The organism is Pseudomonas sp. BNK-45, assembly GCF_047456255.1.
Taxonomy (GTDB): domain Bacteria; phylum Pseudomonadota; class Gammaproteobacteria; order Pseudomonadales; family Pseudomonadaceae; genus Aquipseudomonas.
In genome coordinates, this window is sequence record NZ_CP179909.1 from 4323167 (window position 1) to 4344805 (window position 21639).

Annotated in this window: 3 protein-coding genes (1 of these 3 running past the window's edge); all 3 read right to left on the reverse strand. The window is 68.2% G+C overall.

Going from position 1 to position 21639, the window contains the following annotated elements:
- Tightly spaced (each overlapping or abutting the next), the 3 genes in view from ACMGG8_RS19700 to ACMGG8_RS19710 form a layout consistent with a single transcriptional unit that may run on beyond the window.
- Window positions 1–1410 (reverse strand): cytochrome P450, encoded by a 1410-nt coding sequence (locus ACMGG8_RS19700; RefSeq protein WP_414158229.1) that lies wholly within the window; start codon window positions 1408–1410, stop codon window positions 1–3.
- Entirely contained in the window at window positions 1407–13487 is a 12081-nt protein-coding gene (locus tag ACMGG8_RS19705) for an SDR family NAD(P)-dependent oxidoreductase (RefSeq protein ID WP_414158230.1), read from the reverse strand. The genes ACMGG8_RS19700 and ACMGG8_RS19705 overlap by 4 nt, the downstream gene beginning before the upstream one ends.
- A protein-coding gene (locus ACMGG8_RS19710) for an SDR family NAD(P)-dependent oxidoreductase (RefSeq protein WP_414158231.1) crosses the window boundary here: on the reverse strand, window positions 13484–21639 show its 3' portion. The gene runs 6730 nt beyond the window's last position; only the last 8156 of its 14886 coding nucleotides appear in the window; the start codon falls outside the window, past its right edge; the stop codon is at window positions 13484–13486. The genes ACMGG8_RS19705 and ACMGG8_RS19710 overlap by 4 nt, the downstream gene beginning before the upstream one ends.

The following is a 21639-nucleotide window of genomic DNA, read 5'->3' on the forward strand; positions in this document are numbered from 1 at the left end:
TCAGGCGCCGCTGAGGTCGAGAAAGGCCTTGCTAGAGGGCCGTAGAAACGGCAGGTAGGCCGGCGGCGGCATCTTGCCGACCAAGCGCGGCACGATGCCCTTGGGCCCCAGTTCCCGCGCCAGCATGGCGATGAACAGGGTGATTTCCAGGGCGGCCACGTGCCGCCCGAGGCAGGCATGGGGACCACCGCCGAACTGGCAGGTCTCCACCTGGTTCAGCGCCCGGTCCAGGCCCAGCCAGCGCTGCGGCCGCCAAGTGTCGGGATCCGGGTAGCGCTCGGGGTTGCGCGACACATGCAGCAGGCTGACCCCGGCCATCACACCGGCGGGAATCCTGCGCCCCATCAGCTCGAACTCGGTGTGCACCTTGCGCATCTCGAAGGGGGCCGGCGGGTACAGGCGCATGGTTTCGCGGAAGATCCCTTCCGCCAGCGGCACCTGCCTGATCAGTTCTTCGTGGGTCACGGGCATCTCATCGAGCCCCGCCGCCTGCTCGCACAACGCCTGCCAGATGTCCGGATGCTGCGACAGCATCAGCGCGGACCAGGCCATCACCGCCGCGGTGGTTTCCGAACCGGCGAACCCCAGGCCAAGGATGTTGTGCACCAGTTCCACTTCGGACATGCCGTTGCCGTGCTCGTCGCGGCCGAAGATCATCGCCCCCACCAGGCTGTCGTGGTCATTGTTGGCCCGGGTGGTGGCGACAATCTGCGCCACCCGCTGCTCCAGCCAGCCCCGCGCCTTGCGACAGCGCCATGCCGGAAAGCCGGGCAGATTGACCTTCAGCGGAATCATGCCGAGGAAGAATTCTTCGTACTGGTGGCGCCACAGCGCCAGCTCGTGGGTCTGGATGCCGAGGATGCGAAACACCACTTCCAGGGCGATGTCCTTGGTTTGCGGAAAGATCGCCAGCTGGTTTTCCCGGCTCCAGTGCTTGAGCCGCTGCTCGATGGTCTCAATGATGAACTGGCCCACCTGGGCCCGCGTCAGCCCCTTGGGGGTAAAGGCATCGGTGCTGGCCTTGCGCGCATTGCGGTGGCGCGGGCCATCGAAGGCGTTCATCGCCTCGCCGGTAATCACCGGCATCTGTTCGCGCAGGTAGGAATTGTCGGTGTACTTGTTCTGCAGGATCGCCAGGCCGGCCTCGTCCATGATCTGCAGCACCGGCAACTGGGTGCCGAAATAGGTCCAGAAGATCGGCCCGCACGCTGCTTCGGCCTGGCGCAGTTCGCCGAGGGCGTCCCTACCGATCCGGTGCACGTGCCCGAGCAAGGGGATCTTGCCGGGCATGACCGCAAAGCCATCCTTGAGCTTGATCCCGGCCGCCAACGGCCGGGGCGCCTTGATCGCGGGCGCGGTGGCGTCGACATGCTCCGGCGCGGGCACCCTGGTGTCTTGAATCTGGCTCATAACATTCCCTGTTCGTTGGTTGAGCGGGTGAGCAACTGGGCAAATTGCCCGACGTCCAGCTCGCCGCCGCTGATGCGCCGGTACAGATCGCTGGAAAACAGCGCAGAAGAGCTTGAACCGGACTTCGGCGGTGTCAGTGGATGCTCGAATTCATAACCGGGCAGCGTCATGCGATTGCCGCCCTGCGGATACAGCGTCGAACTCTGCAGATCGGCACCGCGACACCAGGCCTGGCCTCTTTGTGCCAATGACCCCGAGGCGATTTGCGGCTCGATCTCTTCAATCCCGGTCGGCGCAGATAGCCAACAGCCATCGCCCGCCCCACCCGTCAGCAACTGCGCCAGCCGTGCCCGTACTTGCTCCCTGTCCGTGGCCACCAGCGCGGCGCGGTGGGCCAGACGCTGTTCACGCAGGGCTAAACTGTAGGCCAGATCTGATAAATCGATAGGACAATTCCTATCGATAAAGGCTTGGAGTTTTTTCAGATAAGCCAACAGGCTGCCCCGACTGGCCGCGGCGACGATCAGCAACTGCTCGCCGGCACTCCCGCGCAACCTAGGTCGAGTGTCCTGGTACTCCTCCAGCACCAGGCTGGCGTAGGTGCCGCCCGCGCCAAAGGAGTTGATCAGGCAACGGCGCGGCTGGCCGCTGTCGTCCGCGGCCCAGGGCGCGGCCTGCTGTTGCAGGTGGAAGGCACTGCCATCGAGGCGGATATGCGGGTTCAGCGGCTCGGCATTGATCGAGGGAGCCAGCTGCCGATGCTGCAGTTGCAACAGCACCTTGGTCAGCTGGGATATCCCCGACGCGGCCTCCAGGTGACCGATGTTGGATTTCACCGTGCCCAGCGCGCAACTGCCCGGAGGCAGCTCGGCAAAGACTTTTTTCAACGCCGCCACTTCTATCGGGTCGCCCAGCTCCGAGCCGTTGGCCGCCGCCTCCACGTAGTGGATCTGTGCCGGCAGCAGGCCCGCGCGCTGGATGGTCTCGGCGATCAGCCGGGCTTGCTGGCGGGTGTTGGGCGCCGAGTACTGCAGTTGGCCGCCGCCATGGTTGAGCCCGGTGCTCTTGATCACCCCGTGGATCCGGTCGCCGTCGGCCAGCGCCGCGGCCAGGGGCTTGAGCAGCACGGCACCGGCGCCCTCGCCCGGCAACATGCCGTCGCTCAGGCCGAAGCCGCGACTCAAGGGCGAACTGCCGAGAAACTGAGCCAGCTTGAGGGTCTGGTAGCGGGAGGGGTCGAGGATCAGGTTGACCCCGCCGGCCATGGCCATGGCGCATTCGCCCTGCAACAGGCTCTGGCAGGCCAAGTGAATCGCCGACATCGAGCTGGCGCAGGCGGTGTTCACCGCCAGGCTCGGGCCCTTGAGATCGAAACAGTGGGAAATCCGGTTGGGCAGTTGCCAGTCGGTGACATTGGCCCGGATCGCCGCGTGTTCGCCAGCGCTGTCGCGCAACGATGAGGCGTTGTACATCGACCCGATAAAGACCCCGACGGCGCTCGTTGCGTCCTGCTGGAAACGGGCCAGGGCATCACGGTTGTAGCCGGCGCTCTCGAACGTCAGCCACGCCACCTCGAGCATCTGCCGCAGCTCGGGCGAAAAGTGCCGGGCTTCGTCGTCGCTGATCCCGAACACCTGGTGATCAAAGGCCTCGACCTGTTCGAGGAAGCCGCCGTAATAGTCCGCATTTTCCTTCAAGGCACCTGACCAGCGCTGGCCGTCGGCCTGGGTGACGCAGTTGCGACCGCTGCGCAGGTTGTCCCAGAAGCACTCCAGGTCCGCGGCCATCGGGTAACGGCCATTGACCCCGATGATCGCAATGTCTCGGTTCAGCGGCTGAGGCTGCGCCTCGACCCTGGCAGAGTGCGACGCTGTCGGCATGACCGGGTCCGGCCCCGCAGCGGCAGGCATGACCACGGGCGCCGGCGCCACCGGTGGCTGAGCCTGTACCGGGGCAAAATGGCCGACCAACGCCGCACGGTGTTCGGCCAGCAGGTAGCCGGTGAGCTGATTGACCGTGTTGTGTTCAAACAGAATGGTCCGCGACAGTTCGCCAATGCGTTGCTCCAGCGCCTGAATCAGGCTGATCTGCAAGATCGAATCGATGCCGTAGCGATCAAACGCGGTGTCGTGCTGCAACCGTTCGGGGGCCATGTTCAGCAGTTTCGACAGCACCTCGATGATCAGCTGCCGGCATTGCCCGGCCAGCAGCTGATCGGCGCCCTCATCCGTGCCTTCGGCTTGCGCAACGGGGACTGGGGCCTGGGCTTCAAGCGCCGTCGGCTCCTCGGTAGCCCTCCCGGGCAGGCAGACCACGCCGTCGCTGGCGGCGACGATGATCTGCTGCCCCAGCGAATGGCTGGCCGCCGCCGGGAAGGCAATGCCGTCGAAACCCTGGGCTTGCAGCAGCTGTCGCCAGCGCTCGGGGTACAGGCCGGGGCAGCCGGGAATGCGCAGGGCCGTGTCGTGGTGCAGCCACCAGCCTTCGAGCAGGCCGAAGGTCAAATGGGTGAACAGCGAGCGGTCGCTGATTTCATTGAGCAGTAACAGGCCGCCGTGGCGCAGCGCGGTCTTGGCGTTCTGCAGGGCGCGCCGCAGGTCGGGGGTGGCATGCAGCACATTGGTGGCAATCACCAGGTCATAGTGCTGCAGGGCAATGCCTTGCTCGGCGCAGGGTTTGCCGACATCGAAAATCGCCGTGCGCAGGTAAGGCGCCAGGGGCAGGAACTGCGTCTGGGCATGCTGCAGGAACGCCTGGGACAGGTCGGTGTAACAGTATTCGGCGATGCCCTGCTGCCACGGCCGCAGGCTCTCGATCAGCCCGGCAGTGGTGCCGCCGGTACCGGCGCCGATCTCCAGGATCCGCAGCGGCCTGCCGTTCTGCGCCTGGCGCCGGGCCACATCCACCACCACCTCGCCCAGCACCGCATTGAAGTAGTCGCTGACCCGGTTGTTCTTGTAGACGCCCTCCACCAGGGCCATCGAGCCGTTCGGGAACATCACCGCGGTGGCCGACTGCTCACCGCGCAGGATCGACGGCAGGGCCTGGACAAAGGTCTGCAGCAGTTGCACTTGCGCCTGCAGATCGGCGTCGCGGCGCCACTCTTCGCTGGCCTGCTGCCACTGTTGCGACAGCGCCGCCGGATCCGGCAGCGCCGACAGCACCCGGCCCTGTTCATCGATATCGGCGCTCTGCACCAGCAACTCCAGGCTCGCGCGCAGCCAGCGGCGATAGAACGGCCGAGCCAGCAGATTGGCGGCCACCGCTGGGTCGGCGGCGATCCGCTGCTCCGTCAGCGGCCCGCCCGCCGCCAGTTCGCCGAGGCAGGCCAAGGTCTGCGCCAGCAACAGCCGGTTCATCTCGCCGGCCGCCGGGTGCTGCGCCGGCGCCGCACCAGCGCCCAGGGCCACCGGCGCCCAGCTGTCGCGGGCCAGTGACGGCTGCGCCGGGTAGCAATCGAGCTGCCACTGGCTGTGGATCCCGGCAATGGCCTGGGGCTCGCGCAACTTGATCAGCCCCAACTGGGACAAGGGGCTGGCCAGCAACCGGTCCAGCGCCGCCATGCCCTCCTCCGGTTCGATGGAACCCAGGCCCTGGGCCGCCATTCGCGCCCGGTAGCCAGGGTCGGCGACCACCCCCACCGAACCCCAGTAGCCCCAGTTGATGACCTTGACCGGGCAGCCGGTACGCTGATCGAGCGTGGCGGCCAGGGCGTCGGCAAAAGCGCAGCCGGCGGCGTAGTTGCCCTGGCCGGCGGCGCGGCTGAAGGCAATCATCGACGAGAAAAACAGCACGAAGTCCAGTGCCGGGTTGTCCGCCGCGGCACACACCTGCGCCAGGGCGATGCTGCTCAGGCGCTTGGCGTCGAAAACCGCACTGAAGCGCGCCTCGTCCAGCTGCGCTAGCCGCCCATCGTCCAGCACCAGGGCCGAATGCACCCAGCCATTGATCGGCCCACAGGCCTCCTGCACCTGCTGCCGGGCCCGGGTCAGTTGCCCGATGTCCGTGGCGTCAGCCTGGATGTAGCGCGGCGGTGCGGCATGGTGCTGCCGGGCCAGTGAGGCCAGCTCCGCGAGGGCCTGATCGATCCGCTCGTCCGCGGCGCGGCGGCCGAGCCAGACCACCTGCGCACGCCAGTGGCGGATCAGGTGGCGTGTCCACACCTGGCCGATCCCTCCGGCGCCGCCGATCACCACGTACACCCCGCCTTCGCGGTAAGCCACCGCGCCAGGCGCTGCCGGTCCAGGCTCGGCCAGCGGCAACAGGCGTTGGCAGAACCACTCGCCGTCGCGCCAGGCCAGGCACTCGCCCGCCAGCTCCGGCTCGGGCAGGGCCTGGGGCAGCGCCGGTGCGCCCGGCGGCAGGTCCAGCAGTTCAACCCGCCACAGGGCCTGTTCTTTGGCCAGGGCACCGGCCAGCCCGTGGCAGGCGGCCTGCTCGGGGTCCAGGGGCTCATCGGCGCGCAGCGCGACGCTGGCGTTGAACAGCAGTTGCAGCTGCAAGGGCTGTTGGCCGAGGTCCCGTTGCAACAGCGCCTTGATCAAGCGCAACAGCGTCAGGCTGGCGTGTTCGGCCGGGGCCAGCCAGATCAGGCGCTGGAATGCGGCACAGGCGCCCAATTGCGCGGCGATGCCTGGCACGCTGCCAGCCAGCGGCTCCATGAACTCGATCTGCGGGTACAGCCCGGCCAGCCATTGGCGGTACTCGCCGGACGCGCCGATGGCCAGGGTCGGCACGTCTTCCAGCGTCCGCGGCGAACGCTCGGCGATCAACCATTGCGCTGCCAGCAGGCTCAAGCCGGCGGGCAACCGCTGATCGTTGCCGGCCAGCAACGGCGCGGCGCGCCCCTCGCGCAGGGGCCGCGAGCTGAATCCATGCAGCGCCACGGCCACCTGGCCCTGGGCGTCGCACACCTGGATATCGATGCGCTGTACGGCGCTGCCCGGGTGACGGCTGTCGAGGCTGATCAGGGCCCACATCGACGGCTGGCAGCGCCCATGGATGTTCAGTTGTTCAAGGGCAAAGGGCAGCAGCGTGTCCCCCGTGGCGTCACGCTGCAGCAGCAGGCCGATGGAGGCCTGGACGGCGCAATCGAGCATGCCGGGATGCAACACCCAATCGCCCTCCAGCCGCTCTGGCGCCAGTTCCAGCCGGGCCAGCACCCGGCCCTCGCCGAGCCACAGCTGGGACACACCGCGGTGGCCGGGACCGTAGTCGATGCCCAGCGCCTGGAACCGCGCGTACAGCTCGGCGGCGTCGACGCTGCGTTGCCAGGGCCCGGCGCACAGGGTGGCGAGGTCCAGCGCCGCCACAGCATTGGCCGCCCCCGCCCGGGCACTGCCCTTGCAGTGCTCAAGCTCCACGCCCTCGGCCCGGGAGTAGATCCTGAAGTCGACCTGCGACGCCTGCAGCGTCAGGTCGATGTGCAGTTCGCCGTGGGGCGCTGTCGGTGTGTAAGGCGTCAACCAGACGATGTTGCGCAACTGCAGCAAGGCGCTGTCCGCCGCCTGCCCGGGCAGCGCCCGGGCGATCGCCGCCCGGGCCATTTCCAGGTACGCGACCCCGGGCAAGGTGCCCTGGCCCTTGACCCGATGGTCGGCAAACCAGCTCTCGTCGCCCTGCCAGCGGCTGCTGAAACGCTGCTGATGCAAGTCCGAGGTGTTGCGTTCGAGCAGCGGGTGCAACCAGGCCGCTGCCGGGCCCTGGCTGGCTTGCGGCGCCGCGGCCAGGTCGGTGACCCAGTAACGCTCCTCGGCAAAGGGATAACCCGGCAGGCTGAGGCGGCGCATCGGACGCTCCCCGGGGTAGAAGCGCCGCCATTCGATGTTCAACCCCCGGGCCCAGAGTTCGAGCAATTTGGGGTACTTGCGCTGCTCGATCCAGGCCGCCAGTACGGTGGCCATGTCCTCGTCCTGGCGAAACAGTGCCAGCGCCGGGTTGTCGCCCTCGCACGTACCGCGATAGAGCGCCTCGCCGCTGGCCGCGAACGCCTCGAGCTGGCGTTGCAGATCCCCCGGGGAGTCGCTCAGCAGCGCCAGTCGCTCCTGCATCGCCTCGCGGCCCACTTGCAGCGTGTAGGCCAGCTCATCGAGGTAGCGCTGGGCCTCCGGGCCGTGGGCGAGCGGCGCCGCAGCAAGGTGCCCGGCCAGGCGCCGGGCAGACTCTTGCAGTTGCTCCGGGGTCCTGGCCGACAGCAGGAACGCCCTGGCGCCCGGGGTCACGGGCGTCTGCGGCGCCTGGGGCGCGCGGTATTCCTCCAGCAGCACATGGGCATTGGCCCCGCCAAAGCCGAACGAGCTGACCCCGGCCCGGCGCGGCAACTCATTGCCCTGAGGGTCCTTGATGGCGGCCCATGGCCCCGTGTGCTGGACCACATAGAACGGGCTGTCGGCAAGTTCGATATAGGGATTGAGCTGCTCGCAATGCAGGCTCTTGAACAGGGTCTGGTGCTTGAGTTGCAGCAGCACCTTGACCACCCCGGCAATCCCCGCGGCCAGTTCCAGATGGCCCATGTTCGACTTCACCGAACCGACGCCGCAGTACCCCTGCCCCGGTGCCGCGCCGCCCAGTTCCTGGCTGAGTTCGGCGAAGGCCATTTTCAGGCCGTTGATTTCAATCGGGTCGCCCAACGCCGTACCGGTGCCATGGGCTTCGATGTAGCCAACGCTGCGCGGATCGACCCCGGCCTTGCGGTAGGCCGCCTTCAACAGCTCGGCCTGGGCCCGGGGGTTGGGCGCGGTCAGCGAGTTGGCCTTGCCGCCGTGATTTTCCGCGGTGCTGCGCACCAGCGCGTAGATATGGTCGCCGTCGGCCTCGGCCTGGGCGCGTTTCTTCAGCACTATCATGGCGACGCCTTCGCCCCGGGCGTAGCCGTTGGCCTGGGCCGAAAAGGTCTTGCTGCGCCCGTCCAGGGCCAGCATCCCGGCCTTGCTGAAGCTGATCTGCGCCTCGGGCGCGATCAGGGTGTTGACCCCGCCCACGACCGCCATGGCGCAATCACCGCTGCGCATCGCCTGAACCGCACGATGGATCGCCACCAGTGACGACGAACAGGCGGTTTCCACCGGTTCGCTGGGGCCGTGGAAGTCCAGCAGGAAACTCATGCGATTGGGGCCGACCGAAGGCACCATCGCCGTGGCGCTGTAGCCTTCCACCGGTACTCCGGCCTTGGCGATCAGGCTGCTGTAGCCGGTCACCCCGGTGCCGACGAAAATCCCCGTGTCGCTGCCCGCCAGCTCAGAGGGGGCGTAGCCGGCGTCTTCGATGGCCAGCCAGACATAAGTCATCAGCAGGCGCTGCTGCGGGTCCATCAACTGCGCTTCCCGTGGCGAGATGGCGAAGAACAGCGGGTCGAAGTGATCGACGCCGTGGATGAACCCGCCCCACTTGACGTTGGTCTTGTCCACTTCGCGGTGCGGGTCGCCGTAGTACTCACGCCAGTCCCAGCGGTTGGCGGGAATCTCGCTGATGCAGTCGCGCCCGTCCTTGAGGTTGTGGAAAAACTGCTGGATGTCCTCGGCCATCGGAAAACGGCCGCTGATGCCGATCACCGCGATCTCGTCATCCTCCAGGGTGGCGGGCGCTGTCGGCCGCGCCAGGGTGGCGTCGGGTTGCGGACGCGGGGCCGCCTGAGCCGATTGCGGCCGGGGCGGCGTGGTCGGCGTGGCGGTCGGCACAGCAAACCTGGCGGCCAGCGCCGCCGAGTGCTCGCGCTGCAGATAGGCCGCGAAACGCCCCAGCGTTGCGTGTTCAAAGAAGATCGTCGGCGCCAGGCTGAGCCGCCATTGCTGTTTCAGGGTGTTGGCCAGGGTGGTCAGGCTGATGGAGTCGAAACCGTACTGGCTGAACTCCACATCCGCACGGATATCGCCGGCAGGGATTTTCATCTGCGCCGACACCAGCTCGGTCAGTGCCCGCAACAGGGTGTCAGTCAAGGGCGCCGCCGGCGAGGCAGCGGCCACCGGCGCCAGCGAGGCCCGGGGAGCACCGGTCACCAGGGCGCTAATCGGCTCAGGCTGCCCGTGCATCACCAGCACCTGGGGCAATGCCAGCGCCACACACTGGCGCAAGGCATGAATCCCGGCGTTGCTGGGCATCGCCTGCAGGCCAGCGCTGTCAGCCATGTGCTGCGCGGTGGCGGCATCGACCTGCATGCCGCCGTCTTTCCACAGCGGCCAGTTGATCGCCAGGCTCAGGCCACGGCGCAGTCCCCGGGCGGTGAGCTGCTGGCGGTAAGCGGCGTAGCGGTCGATGAACCCGTTGGCGGCCGCGTAGTCCGCCTGGCCGACATTGCCGACCACGCCGGTGCCCGAGGAAAAGCCGATCCAGAAATCCAGTGCCAGGCCGGCGGTGGCGCGGTCGAGGTTGCAGGTCCCGGCCACCTTGGCGGCCATCACCTGCCGGAGTTCGTCGTCCTGTTTGTTGATCAGCAGGCTGTCGCGGATCACCCCGGCGCTGTGCAAGACGCCGTCAAGGCCCCGGTATTCGGCGACGATGGCGTCGATCAGGCGTTGGACCGCCGGTGCGTCGCTGACATCCAGTTGCCGGTACTCGATCCGGTTGCGCCCCGGATCCAGCCCGGCCAGGCTGTGCGCCGCCAGGGGCGAACGGCCGGTGAGGATCAAGGTGGCACCGCTGACACTGGCCGCGATGGCTTGGGCGAACAGCCGGCCGAGGCCGCCCAGGCCGCCGGTGATCAGGTACACCCCACGGTCCTTCCACGGCGCATCGATCGCCAGATCCACCGGCGGACAAGGCTGCCAGTGCTGCACCTGACGCCGGCCGTCCCTGTAGCGAATCCCCACCTCGGCGGCCGCGGCATTCTCCGTCAGGCGTTGCACCAGCGCCTGCTGGTCATCCAGTTCGAGCACCTGGCCCGTCACTTCCGGCAGCTCCAACTGCAGGCTGCGCAACATGGCCGCCAGGCCACCGACCAGCCGGTCACCGGCCGGGTCGTGCACCGCCAGCTGGAGCAAACGCCGGCCGCTGCCAGCCAGCAATGGACGGATGTGCTGCAACAGCAGCAGGGCCAGCTGTTGATAGTCCGCAGCGCAATCGGCCTCGACAGGCTCCAGCACCGTGCAACGGCACCTGGGGTCCTGGGCGGTCAGTTGCTGCTGCGCCTGGGCGGCGATCTGCGGGTCAAAGCCACTGAGCAGGATCAGGCGCTGGCCCACGTCCGCTGGCGCCCCCACCGGTGCCGCCTGCTCCAGCCAGCGGGGCTGGAACAACAGGGTCTGCGGCGGCTCGGACGCGTTGTCGGCCGGGGCATCCACGGGGTTGAGCACCCGCGAGGTGAATCCCTGCATCACCACGCAGGGGGTGCCGTGCTGATCCAGCAGCTCGATGTTCAAACGCTGCAAGCCGCTGTCGGCCTGCTGGTCGGCGCGGCGCTCGGCATAGCTCACCCGCGCCCACATTCGTTCGCTGCAGCGCTCCAGGACCTGCAAGCCTTCCAGGGCAAACGGCAGGGTTGGCCGGGCCAGGGACGGCAAATGCTGGCGCTCGTCTTCGCTGAGCACCACCTCGGCGCCCAGGCTCAGGGCGATGGCGGCCTGCAGCGCCGAATCCATCAGCGCGGGGTGCAACACGTAGTCCGCCAGGCTGTCGCGCTGGCAGTCGGGCACTTGCAGTTGCGCCAGCACCTCGCCGTGGCCCAGGGCCACCGATTGCAGGCCCTGGTAGGCCGGACCGTGCTCAAAGGTCATCACCCGATAGGCGTCGTAGCACTGCCGGGCGCTGAGCTGGCCGCCGTTCATGCGTGCCTTGAGCGCCGCCAGATCGACCTGCGGCGGCTGCGGCGACGGGGCCAGACCGACCAGCCCCTGGCTGTGCAGCAAGGGCTCGCCGGTGGCCTGCGCGGAGAGCGGGTCCAGCTCGCGGCTGGAGATTTCAAAACGCAGTTGCGCGTCCTCGTCCCGGATCAGCTCGATATCCACCTGCCGGGGCCGAGCGCCGATGATCAAGGGCCGCAGCCACACCACCTGGGTGAAGGACGCAGAGTGCCCCCCCGTGGCCATCGCCACCGCCGCCCGGGCCATTTCCAGGTGGGCGACACCGGGGAAAATCCGTTGCCCGCCCACCACGTGCTGCTTGAGGAAAAACTCCTCGCCATCAAACACGCTGCTAAAGCGCTGGCAGCGGGAATCGGAAGTGTCGCGCCCGAGAAAGGGATGCAGGGGCCGGGGATCGGCCGCACTTGCGCTGCTGGCCGCGCCGCCTGCCGCGCCCCGTTGCGCCGGGGCGATCCAGAAGTTCTGCCGGGCAAACGGATAGACCGGCACATGCACTCGGCGGGCGTCGCCGGGGTGCTGACGATGCAACCCGGCCCAGTCGAGCGTGCCGCCCGCCGCCCAGGCCACGGCCAGCGATTGCAGGCTGTCCTGGTCGACGCTGGCCGGCAGCGCGATCTGCGCGCCGGGCCCCGCCTCCGCCTGCCCGGCCCAGCAATGCCGGGAACTGCGACCGTCCAGCCAATCATTCAGCAAGTGGCGCAGCTGGTCCTTGTCGGCACACAGGAATATCAGCCGCTGGGCCTGGGCCATTCGCCCGGTTTGCAGGGTGTAGGCCAGGTCCTTCAGGCGCAGCGCCGGATCCAGCAAGGCCTGGCGCACCCGCCGGGCATAGCGCTTGAGGCTCTCGGCGGTGCGGGCCGACAGGGGCACCAGGCAGGGTTGCGTGGCGTCGTCGAGCGCTGTCGCGACCGGGTCGGGGGCTTGGCGGATGACCATGTGCACATTGGTGCCGCTGTGGCCAAAGGAGTTCAGCGCGGCCATCTTCGGCGCGCTGGCGAGCCACGCCCGGGGCTCGCGATGGATATGGAACGCCGAGCCGGCCAGTTCGATCCGCGGGTTGAGCTGCTCGAAATTCAGCAGCCCCGGCAACTGCCCGTGCTTCATCGACAGCAGGATCTTGATCAGGCTGACCACCCCGGCCGCCGCCGAGGTATGGCCGATGTGCGCCTTGGCGCTGCCCAGGGCGCAAAAGCCGGTGTCGCCGGTGAACTGGCGGAACGCCCGGACCAGGGCGTTGACTTCCACCGGATCGCCCAGCGGCGTGCCGGTGCCATGGGCCTCGACATAACTGATCTGCCGCGGGTCGATGGCGAAACGGCGGTACAGCTCGCTGATCAAGCGTTCCTGGGCCTGGCCGCTGGGGGCGGTGATGCCGTTGCTGGCACCGTCCTGGTTCATCCCCGAGGCGCAGATCACCCCGTGGATCGGATCGCCGTCGGCCAGGGCCCGGGACAGGCGCTTGAGGGTCAGCATGCCCACCGCTTCGGACAGCACAATGCCGTCACTGCGCTGATCGAAGGTATGGCAGCGGCCGCTGGGCGAGAGCATGTCCATTTGCGCCAGGCTGATCAGCCCGGGCTCGCCCAGGGTGGCGAACACCCCACCGGCCAGCGCCAGGTCGGCCTCCTGGTTGCGCAGGCTTTCACAGGCCAGGTGAATGGCCGTGGCCGAGGAGGAACAGCCGGTGTTGACCACCAGCGCCGGCCCCTTGAAGTCCAGGAAATAGGAGAGCCGCGAGGCAATGAGCGCGTCGGACGCGCCAATGAAGGTTTCGTGGAAATAGCCGCTCGGCTCCGCCCCGACAAAGATTCCCACCGCCTGGTCGCGAAAGCTTTTCGGGTTGTAGCCGGCATCTTCCAGGGCTTTCCAGCTTTCCTGCAGGATCAGCCGCTGGTGGGGGTTCATCGACTCCGCATCCCGGGGCGAAATATTGAAGAACAGTGGATCGAAATCGTCGCGCTGCTCCAGGATGCCGCCCCACTTGCAGTAGGTCTTGCCGGGCTGGCGCTCGGCCGAATAGCTGCGTTGCAGGTCCAGATAGCGCTCGCCCAGCTCGACCACGCCGTCGGCTCCGGTGCTCAGGTTGTGCCAGAAGCGCTCGACATTCTCGGCACCGGGAAATTGCCCCGACATGCCGATCACGGCAATGTCCTCGTGGGCCGGCGCGGCGGCGCTGGCCTGGGTCCGCGCCTTGAGCTGCTGCAGCAGCTGCCGAGCCTCGTCGGCGCTGATCTGGCCCTGTTGCAGCCGGGCAATGATGGATTGAAATGCTTGGCTGCTCATGAGTGTCCTTTCCTGGCTGTGGCCTGTGCGCTGCCGTGGCTGGCCGCGGTGCTGTGGTTGACGAGGGTCAGCAATTCTTCGATTGCCAGTTCGCCGCTGAGAAACGCGGCCTCCAGTTGCTGCCCGGATGGCACGGGCATGGCGGCCACCGGGGGCGCTGCACCTGCGCCCAGGCGTGCGCACTGCGCCGGGTACTGCTCCAGCAGATAGCCCACCAGGCTCTCCAGCGATGGATAGTCGAACAGCAAGGCGGTGTTGAGCGACGTCTCCAGCGCCTCGCCAATGTGGCTGACAAAGCTCACCCCGAGGATGGAATCGATGCCGTAGTCGGCAAAGGGCTGATCGGCCTGGATCCGTCCGGGCTCCAGCTGCAGTGTCTTGGCCAGGCCATCGAGCACCAGGGCGTTGAGCACCTCGCGCCCCTCGCCGCCAGCAACGACGGGCACCGGGCACGGGGCCTGGGGCATGGCCTGCGGCGCTTCGGCCGCAGCCGGCAGCGTCAGGCCTGCGGAGCCATCGCGCTGGGCCACGACAATCTGCTGGCCCAGGCCGTGGGCGCATTGCGCCGGAAAGGTCACGCCGTGGAAGCCGCTCTCGCCCAGCACCCGGGCCCAGCTCTGCGGATACAGGGCCGGGGTACCGGGGATGCGCAGCTCGGGGTCTTCATACAGCCACCAGCCCTTGAGCAGGCCGAATGTCAGGTGGGCGAACAGCGACCTGTCGCTGATTTCATTGAGCAGCAGCACCCCGCCGCTGCGCAGCAATGCCGCGGCATGGGCCAGGGTGCGCCGAATGCTGCTGGTGGCGTGCAGCACGTTGGCGGCAATCACGATGTGGTAGCTGCCCGGCTCCAGCCCCTGGGCCTGGGGCGACTGTTCGACGTTCCACAGCTGATAGCGCAGGAACGGATGGGCCGGGCCATAGGTTTTCCTGGCGTACATCAGGAACGCCTGGGAGATGTCGGTGTAGCAGTATTCGGCGATCCGCTCACGCCAGGGGTGCAGGGCCGGCAGCACGATGGAACTGGTGCCACCGGTGCCGGCGCCGATTTCCAGGATGCGGATCGGCCGCTGCGGCTCGCGGCCGGACAAGGCCGCCAGGTGTTGCTGCACCACGCCGGCCAGCACCTGGTTGAAGTAGTCGGACAAGGCGTTGTGGCGATAGACGCCCTCGACCTTGTCCATCGAACCGTTGGGGAACATCACATCGGTGGCCTGGGTCCGCCCGCCGAGTATCGCCGGCAGCTGTTGCAGGCAGGCGTCGACCAGTTCCACCTGGGCCCGGCGTTGCGGCTCGGCGAGCAACCGATCCCTGAGCTCGCACCAGCATTGCTCCAGTGGCTCCAGGTCCGGCGTCTCGCTCACCGCCACCTGGGTGCCCTGGCGTTGCACCAGCCCCTGCTCGTGCAGGAGGTCCAGGCTGGTGGTCCACCAGCGACCATAGGCCTCGCCGATACCGGCCTGACGGCGCAGCGCCTGGCTGTCGGCAAACTGCCCGGGCTGGCTGAACAGGCCCATGCGCTGCAGTTGCACCAGGGTCATGGCCGCCAGGGCGCGGTCGAACGGCAACGGGTCGTGGGCCGCCAGCAGGGGCGCTGCCGCCTCGCGGTAGGCGGCACAACCGTCGTCGTCAGTGGCGGGCTCGCCGCTGCGGCCAAGGACCACGGGCCGGGGTTGCAGTTGCATCAGTTGCTGGACGGGCGCCGAGGCGGCCATGCACAGCACCTGATCGAGCTGGCCGTGGCGCAGGGCCTCGACAAAGCGCGCAAAGCACTCGAAGCCTTCGCGGTCCTCCAGCGCCCCGGCGTGGCGGCTCATGGGCTGCGCAGTCGGGTCCAGCGCCTGTTGCTCGGTCAGCGACGACAGCCAGAACCCCCAGTTGATCGCCCCTACCGGGAATGCCGCCTGCTGTCGCAGGCTGCGCACCAGGGTGTCGCCGAAGGTGATCCCGGCGGCATAGGCCCCCAGCCGTGCCGCGCCGGAGAAGGCAAAGCTCTGCCCGGACGAGAAGTAGCAGAGGAAATCCAGCGGCTCCCGGGCCAGGGCCCGGTAGAACTCGATGCCGCCGCGGCTTTTCACCCGCAGGATGGCGTCGAACTGCGCTTCGGGAATGCGGCTGATGGGGTCTTCATGGTTGAACACCACGGCGGAATAGATCGCCCCGCTGATCGCCCCGTGCTGCTGCTTGATCTCGGCCACCGCCCGTTGCAGCGACGCCGGATCGTTGGCGTCGGCCTGCAGGTAGTGCAACTGCCCTGCCCCGCCCTGACCCTTCGGCAGGCAGCTGGCAAGCCGCTGCTGCACCTTGGGATCGGCGGCATCACTGCGCCCGAGCCAGATGACCCGGGCCTGATAGTCGGCCAGCAAATAGCGGCTGATGATACTGCCCACCGTGCCGCCGCCCCCGAGAATCACATAGACACCGCCCTGCTTGAGCGCCGCAGTGACAAAGCGGCCGTCGGCCAGCGGCGGCTGGGGCTGCCAGTTCAACGGGAAAATGCGCTGGCGATAGCGCACGCCGTCACGCAGGCCCAGCACCTCGCCCCGGGCCAGCCCGCCCTCCTCCTGCAACTGTCGCAGCAGGCGCGGGCGACGGCGGTTGTCGGCCAGTTCAACGCTGGCGACGTCCAGGTTGCGTACCCGGAAGCGGTGTTCGCCCTGGGCAAGCGCATAGGCCATGCCCGTCAGGCCGCCGCCCATGGCATTCACCGTGTCACCGCTGATGTCGAAGTTGTCCTGGCTGACGATGTAACTGTCGATGGCCTGGCATGTGCTGTGCGCCTTGAGCCACTTGATCAGGCGTAGCAGCAGGCGTTCATGGGTGATCGGGCTGTCGAGCTGGGCCTGCCAGTGATCGGCTGCGGCGTGATCGCCGAAGAAATACAGGCAGTCGATGGCCGTGCAGGCGCCCAGGCATTGCTCCAGCGCCTGTTCGTCAGAGGCGTCCAGTGACCAGTGATCCGGCGCCAGACGGAGCGTTTGCGTACCCGGTTCCAGGCGGATCACCCGGCCTGCGCCGGTGACAAAACCGGCGCTGAGCAGGTAGTGCGCGGTGAGCGCCTCGGCCACCGGGCGCAGCGCCGCGGCGCCGACGATCAGCACGCAGCGGTGCTCGCTGCCTGCAAGGGACGCGGCCGGGGTCTCGCCCGCCTGCCCTTCGGCCTGCCAGCGAGCCACATAGCTCAGGCGGTCACTGGCGCTGGTGCCCGGCGCCGGGGCGTGCTCAGGCGCAACCACCGCTGTCGCTGCCGGCAGGGCCAGCGGCAACCAGAACCGTTCCCGGGCAAAAGGGTAGACCGGCACGCTGATCCGGTACGGCAGCGCCCCGCTGCGCCGGGCCAGGAGCTGCGACCAGTCGATGGCCTCGCCTGTGACCCAGGCCTGCAGCAGCGCCTGCAGTTCACCGTTGCGGGCCCACTGCTCGTGCTCCGCCGCGCGCTCGGCATCGGCCCGGACGGCCGGGCGCTTGCCCTGCAGGTCGCCGCTGTACAGGCCGGGCTGCGAGGCGTCGGGGGCGTCGATGAAGCCGCGCAACCGGCTGGCCAGCGCGGCGGGGGAATCAACGATCAGGCCGAGTCGCGCCGTCATCATTTCCCGGCCGTGCTGCAGGGTGTACGCCAGGTTCGCCAGATCGGCGCCCGACAGCGCCGGCCGCGCCTGCACATAGGCCAGCAGCGCCCGGGCATAGTCGACCAGGCGCGCCATGTCCCGGGCCGACAGCAGAATCACTTCGGCATCGCCGGCATCCGGCGGCTCGCGGTATTCGTCGTGTTCCTGGAGCAGCACGTGGGCGTTGGCGCCGCCGGCACCAAAGGACGACACCCCGGCAATACGCGGCCCGGCGCCTGGCGGGCACCAGTCGCCCAGGGTCTGTTGCAGGTAGAACGGCGTGGCCTCCAGCCGCAGGTTGGGGTTGAGGGTGGCGGCATGCAGGCTGGGCACCAACTGCTTGTGCTTGAGCTGCAGCACGACCTTGCTGACCCCGGCGATGCCGGCGGCACCTTCCAGGTGGCCGATATTGGCTTTGACCGAACCCAGTGCACAGTGGCCCAGGGCCACGCCGTCCTGGGCGAACGCCTGGGTCAGGCCGCTGACTTCAATGGGGTCCCCCAGCTCGGTGCCGGTGCCATGGGCCTCGATGTAGCTGATCTGGCTGGCATCGAGCCCGGCCTGGTCGATGGCCAGGCGAATCACCCTGGCCTGGGCCTGGGGATTGGGCACGGTATAGCCGTTGGTCTTGCCGCCGTGGTTGACCGCCACGGCGCGGATCAGCGCATGGATGTTGTCGCGGTCGGCCAGGGCCTGGGACAAGGGCTTGAGCAGCACCGAGCCGACCCCCTCGCCCGGCACGAAGCCGTTGCCGCCTTCACCGAAGCTGCGGCAGCGGCCGTCCTTGGAGAGCATCTGCCCGGCGCTCAATTCCACGTAGTTGGACGGATGCAGGTACAGGTTGACCCCACCGGCGAAGGCCATCCGGCACTCGCCCCGGCGCAGGCTTTCGCAGGCCCGGTGCAGCGCGGTCAGGGACGACGAACACATGGTGTCCACCGGTTCGCTGGGCCCGTTGAGGTCCAGCACGTAGGAAACCCGGTTGGCCGTGGAACTGAACGAGGTGCGCGGAAAGACCTGTTGGCCCTGCTCACGCAAGGCCGGCCCATAGAGGCCGTAGCCGGTCTTGGTGATCCCGGCAAACACCCCGACCTGGCCCTGATACTGTCGAGCCAGATCGGCCTTGGTGATCCCGGCGTCCTCCAGGCACTGCCAGCAGGACTGCAGGAACAGCCGCTCCTGAGGGTCCATGTTGACCGCCTCACGGGGCGAGATATTGAAAAACAGCGGATCGAAATCGGCAAAGCCGTCGATGAAACCGCCCCATTTGCTGTAGCTGCGGGCCTGCTTCAGCGCCTCGGCGACCGAGTCCACGTAGAAACCTTCGAGCGGCCAGCGCTGCGGCGGGATCTCGGTGATGCTGTCGCGGCCTTCCTTGAGGTTGTGCCAGTACTGGTCGAGATCGGCCGCCTGCGGATAGCGCCCACTGATCCCGATAATGGCGATGGGCTCGGCGGCGGCCAGCGGCGCCGCCGCAGCGGCTGGAGCGGCTGGGGCTGGCGGCTGGGCCGGGGGCGACACGGCTTTGGGCTCCTGGCCGAGCCCGCTCCACACCAGGCAGGCGCGGTGATGCTCGGCCACCAGGTAGGTGCTCAGCGCTTCCAGGCTGTGGTACTCGAAAAACAGCGTTTTCGACAGCAGGCGCTCTGCCGGACGCAGCGCCGGCATGCCGGCGAACACCTCCTCCAGCGCCCGGTTGAGGCGGATGATCATGATCGAGTCGATGCCGTACTGCTCCAGCGGCGCGTCGCTCTCGACCCGCTCCGGCGGCAGTTTGGTGACGGCACAGAACTGCGCCTTGAGTCGTTGCACAATCGCCGCTTTGAGCTGCCCACGGTCGACTGCCTGCTCCGGCACATCCGGTGCGGCCGCGGCCGCCAGCGCCTCGGTGGCGCCAAAGTGGCTGCGAATCTGCGCCAGATCGCCTTCGATCACCAACAGCCGTGACAGGCCGGCCCTCAGCCCCTGTTGCAACGCCTGCAGGCCATGTACCGACTGCATCGGCACCATGCCGGTCTGGCGGCGGATATGGGCCTGGTCGGCGGCACTGACCTGCATGCCGCCGTCGCGCCAGAGCGGGTAGTTCAGCGACAGGGTCTGGCCAAAGCGCAGGCCCTGTTCGACGCGCTGGTTGCGCAGCTCGGCAAACTGATCGAGGAAACCGTTGGCCGCGGCGTAATCGGCCTGGCCAATGCTGCCCAGTACCGCCGAGCAGGAGGAAAACAGCACGAAGAAGTCCAGATACAGGTGACGGCAGGCGCGGTCCAGCAGGTCGGTGCCCAGCACCTTGGCGGCGAACACCTCGACCATGTCCTGCGGGGTCTTGAGGGCCAGCAACCGGTCGCGGTTGACGCCGGCGCCGTGGAACACGCCGTTGAGGCCACCGTGGGCCGTGCAGATGCCGGCGATCAGCTGTTCCAGCGCTTCGGCGTCAGTCAGGTCGAGCGGGTGATAGGCCACGCTGGCACCGGCGTCACGGATCGCCTGCAACTGCGCCTGCTGGCGCGCATCCAGCAGCGAGCGCCCCACCAGGATCAAGGTCGCCTCCCGGCATTGCTCGGCAATCGCCCGGGCCACGATCAGCCCCAGCCCCCCGGCGCCACCGGTGATCAGGTAGACCCCGCGGTCTTTGTACAGCGGGCGGGCGCCGGCATCGCCGGCGGCGACATCGTCCGCCAGTTCCTGCCATTGCAGCTCCTGGTGTTCCCCGAGCAGGCCGATGCGCTGCAATACCGAGCTGGCGCGCGAGTGGCGGGCCGCAAGGAGCGCCGGCAGCAACGCCAGTTGCGCGGCGGACAACCCTTGGCCGGGCTCGGCCCTGACCAGCAGGCAACGGGCACTGAGCGCCGGTTGTTCCAGGCACGCCGTCTTCAGCAGGCCGTCGAGGCCGGCGTAGAGCCGATCCTGCGGTGTCTGTTCGGCGATCATCAGTTCCACGTGGACCCGGCCCTTGAGGGCCTGCACCCGCAGCATCAGCGCCAGTGCCAGCGCCTGGTAGCAGGCCGCCGGGCCACTCCCGGTGCCGGCCAGCACTTCGCCGCTGATGCCGGCGGCAGCGCTCAAGGCTTGCAACTGCGCCACTTGCGTCGGGTTGAAGCCGACCCACAACAGCAACGACTGGCCCACGTCAGCCTCGGCATCGACGCAGGTGCCGAGCGGTTCCTGCCAGACCGGGCGGGCCAGGAACAGCCCACTTGCGGGCAGCTGCAGCGGTGCTGCTGCGGGCGCATCAGGCTGCAACAGCGCATGCGGCGTCTGCTCGACCCAGTAGCGCTCCTTGGCAAACGAGTAGGCCGGCAGATGAATACGCCGGGCCGAACCGGCCGGCCACAGCGCTGCCCAGTCGATAGCGGCACCGTCCACCCATTGCCTGGCCCACTGCCCGCTGGCGTCGGTGACCTGCGTCGGCGCCTGGCCGTTGGCCAGACGCTGCAGTTCGCTGCGCAACTGCCCCAGGTCGCTGACCACCAGCGCCGCCCTCACCCGCATCGGCTCCCGGGCGGTCTGCAGGGTAAAGGCAATATGGCTCAGCGGGGCGTCGCCGCGCTCCAGCCACTGGGCCAGGGCCCGGGCGTTGTCGCGCAGGCTCTCGGCGGTCTTGGCCGACAGGGGAATAACCCGGCTGACGGCGTCCGGCGCCGTGCTCGCCTGGGTGATCGGCGGGTTCGAGTATTGGCCGATCACCAGGTGCGCATTGGTACCGCTGTGGCCAAAGGAATTGAGCGCGGCGATCAGGCGCGCGCCGCCCGGGGCCTGCCAGGCTTGGGCCTGACGGTTGATGTAGAACGGCGAATGTTCGAGATCGATCAGCGGGTTGATCTGCTGGAACCCCGGCATGGCCGGCAAGGTGCCGTGGCGGATCGACAGCAGCACCTTGATCAGGCCGATGACCCCGGCCGCTGCGGCCGCGTGGCCGAGGTTGGCCTTGGCGCTGCCCAGCGCGCAGTAGCCCTGGGCGTCGGTCGAGCCGCGGAACGCGCGGATCAGGGCGTTGGCTTCGACCGGGTCCCCCAGCCGGGTGCCGGTGCCATGGGCCTCGACATAGCTGATCTGCGCGGGGTCGATGCCGAACCTGTGCCAGGTGTCGCGCAACAATTGCTCTTGCGCCTCGCCATTGGGCGCGGTGATGCCGTTGCTGACCCCGTCCTGGTTGATCCCCGAAGCCTCGATCAGCGCGTAGATCGGGTCGCCGTCGGCCTCGGCGTCTTCCAGGCGCTTGAGTACCACCATGGCCACCCCTTCGGAAATCACCGTGCCGTCGGCCGCCGCGTCGAAGGCATGGCATTGGCCGCTGGGGCTGAGCATGTCGATGGCGCACAGGCTGATCAGCCCGCGCTGATCCAGCAGCGCATAGACCCCGCCCGCCAGGGCCATGCGGCTTTCACCGTGGCGCAGGCTTTCACAGGCCTGGTGGATGGCTACCGCAGACGACGAGCAACCGGTGTTGATCACCATCGCCGGGCCTTTGAGGTCGAGAAAGTAGGACAGCCGCGAGGCGATGATGGCCTCGGAGCTGCCGGTGAAGGAGTCGTGGTGATAACCGC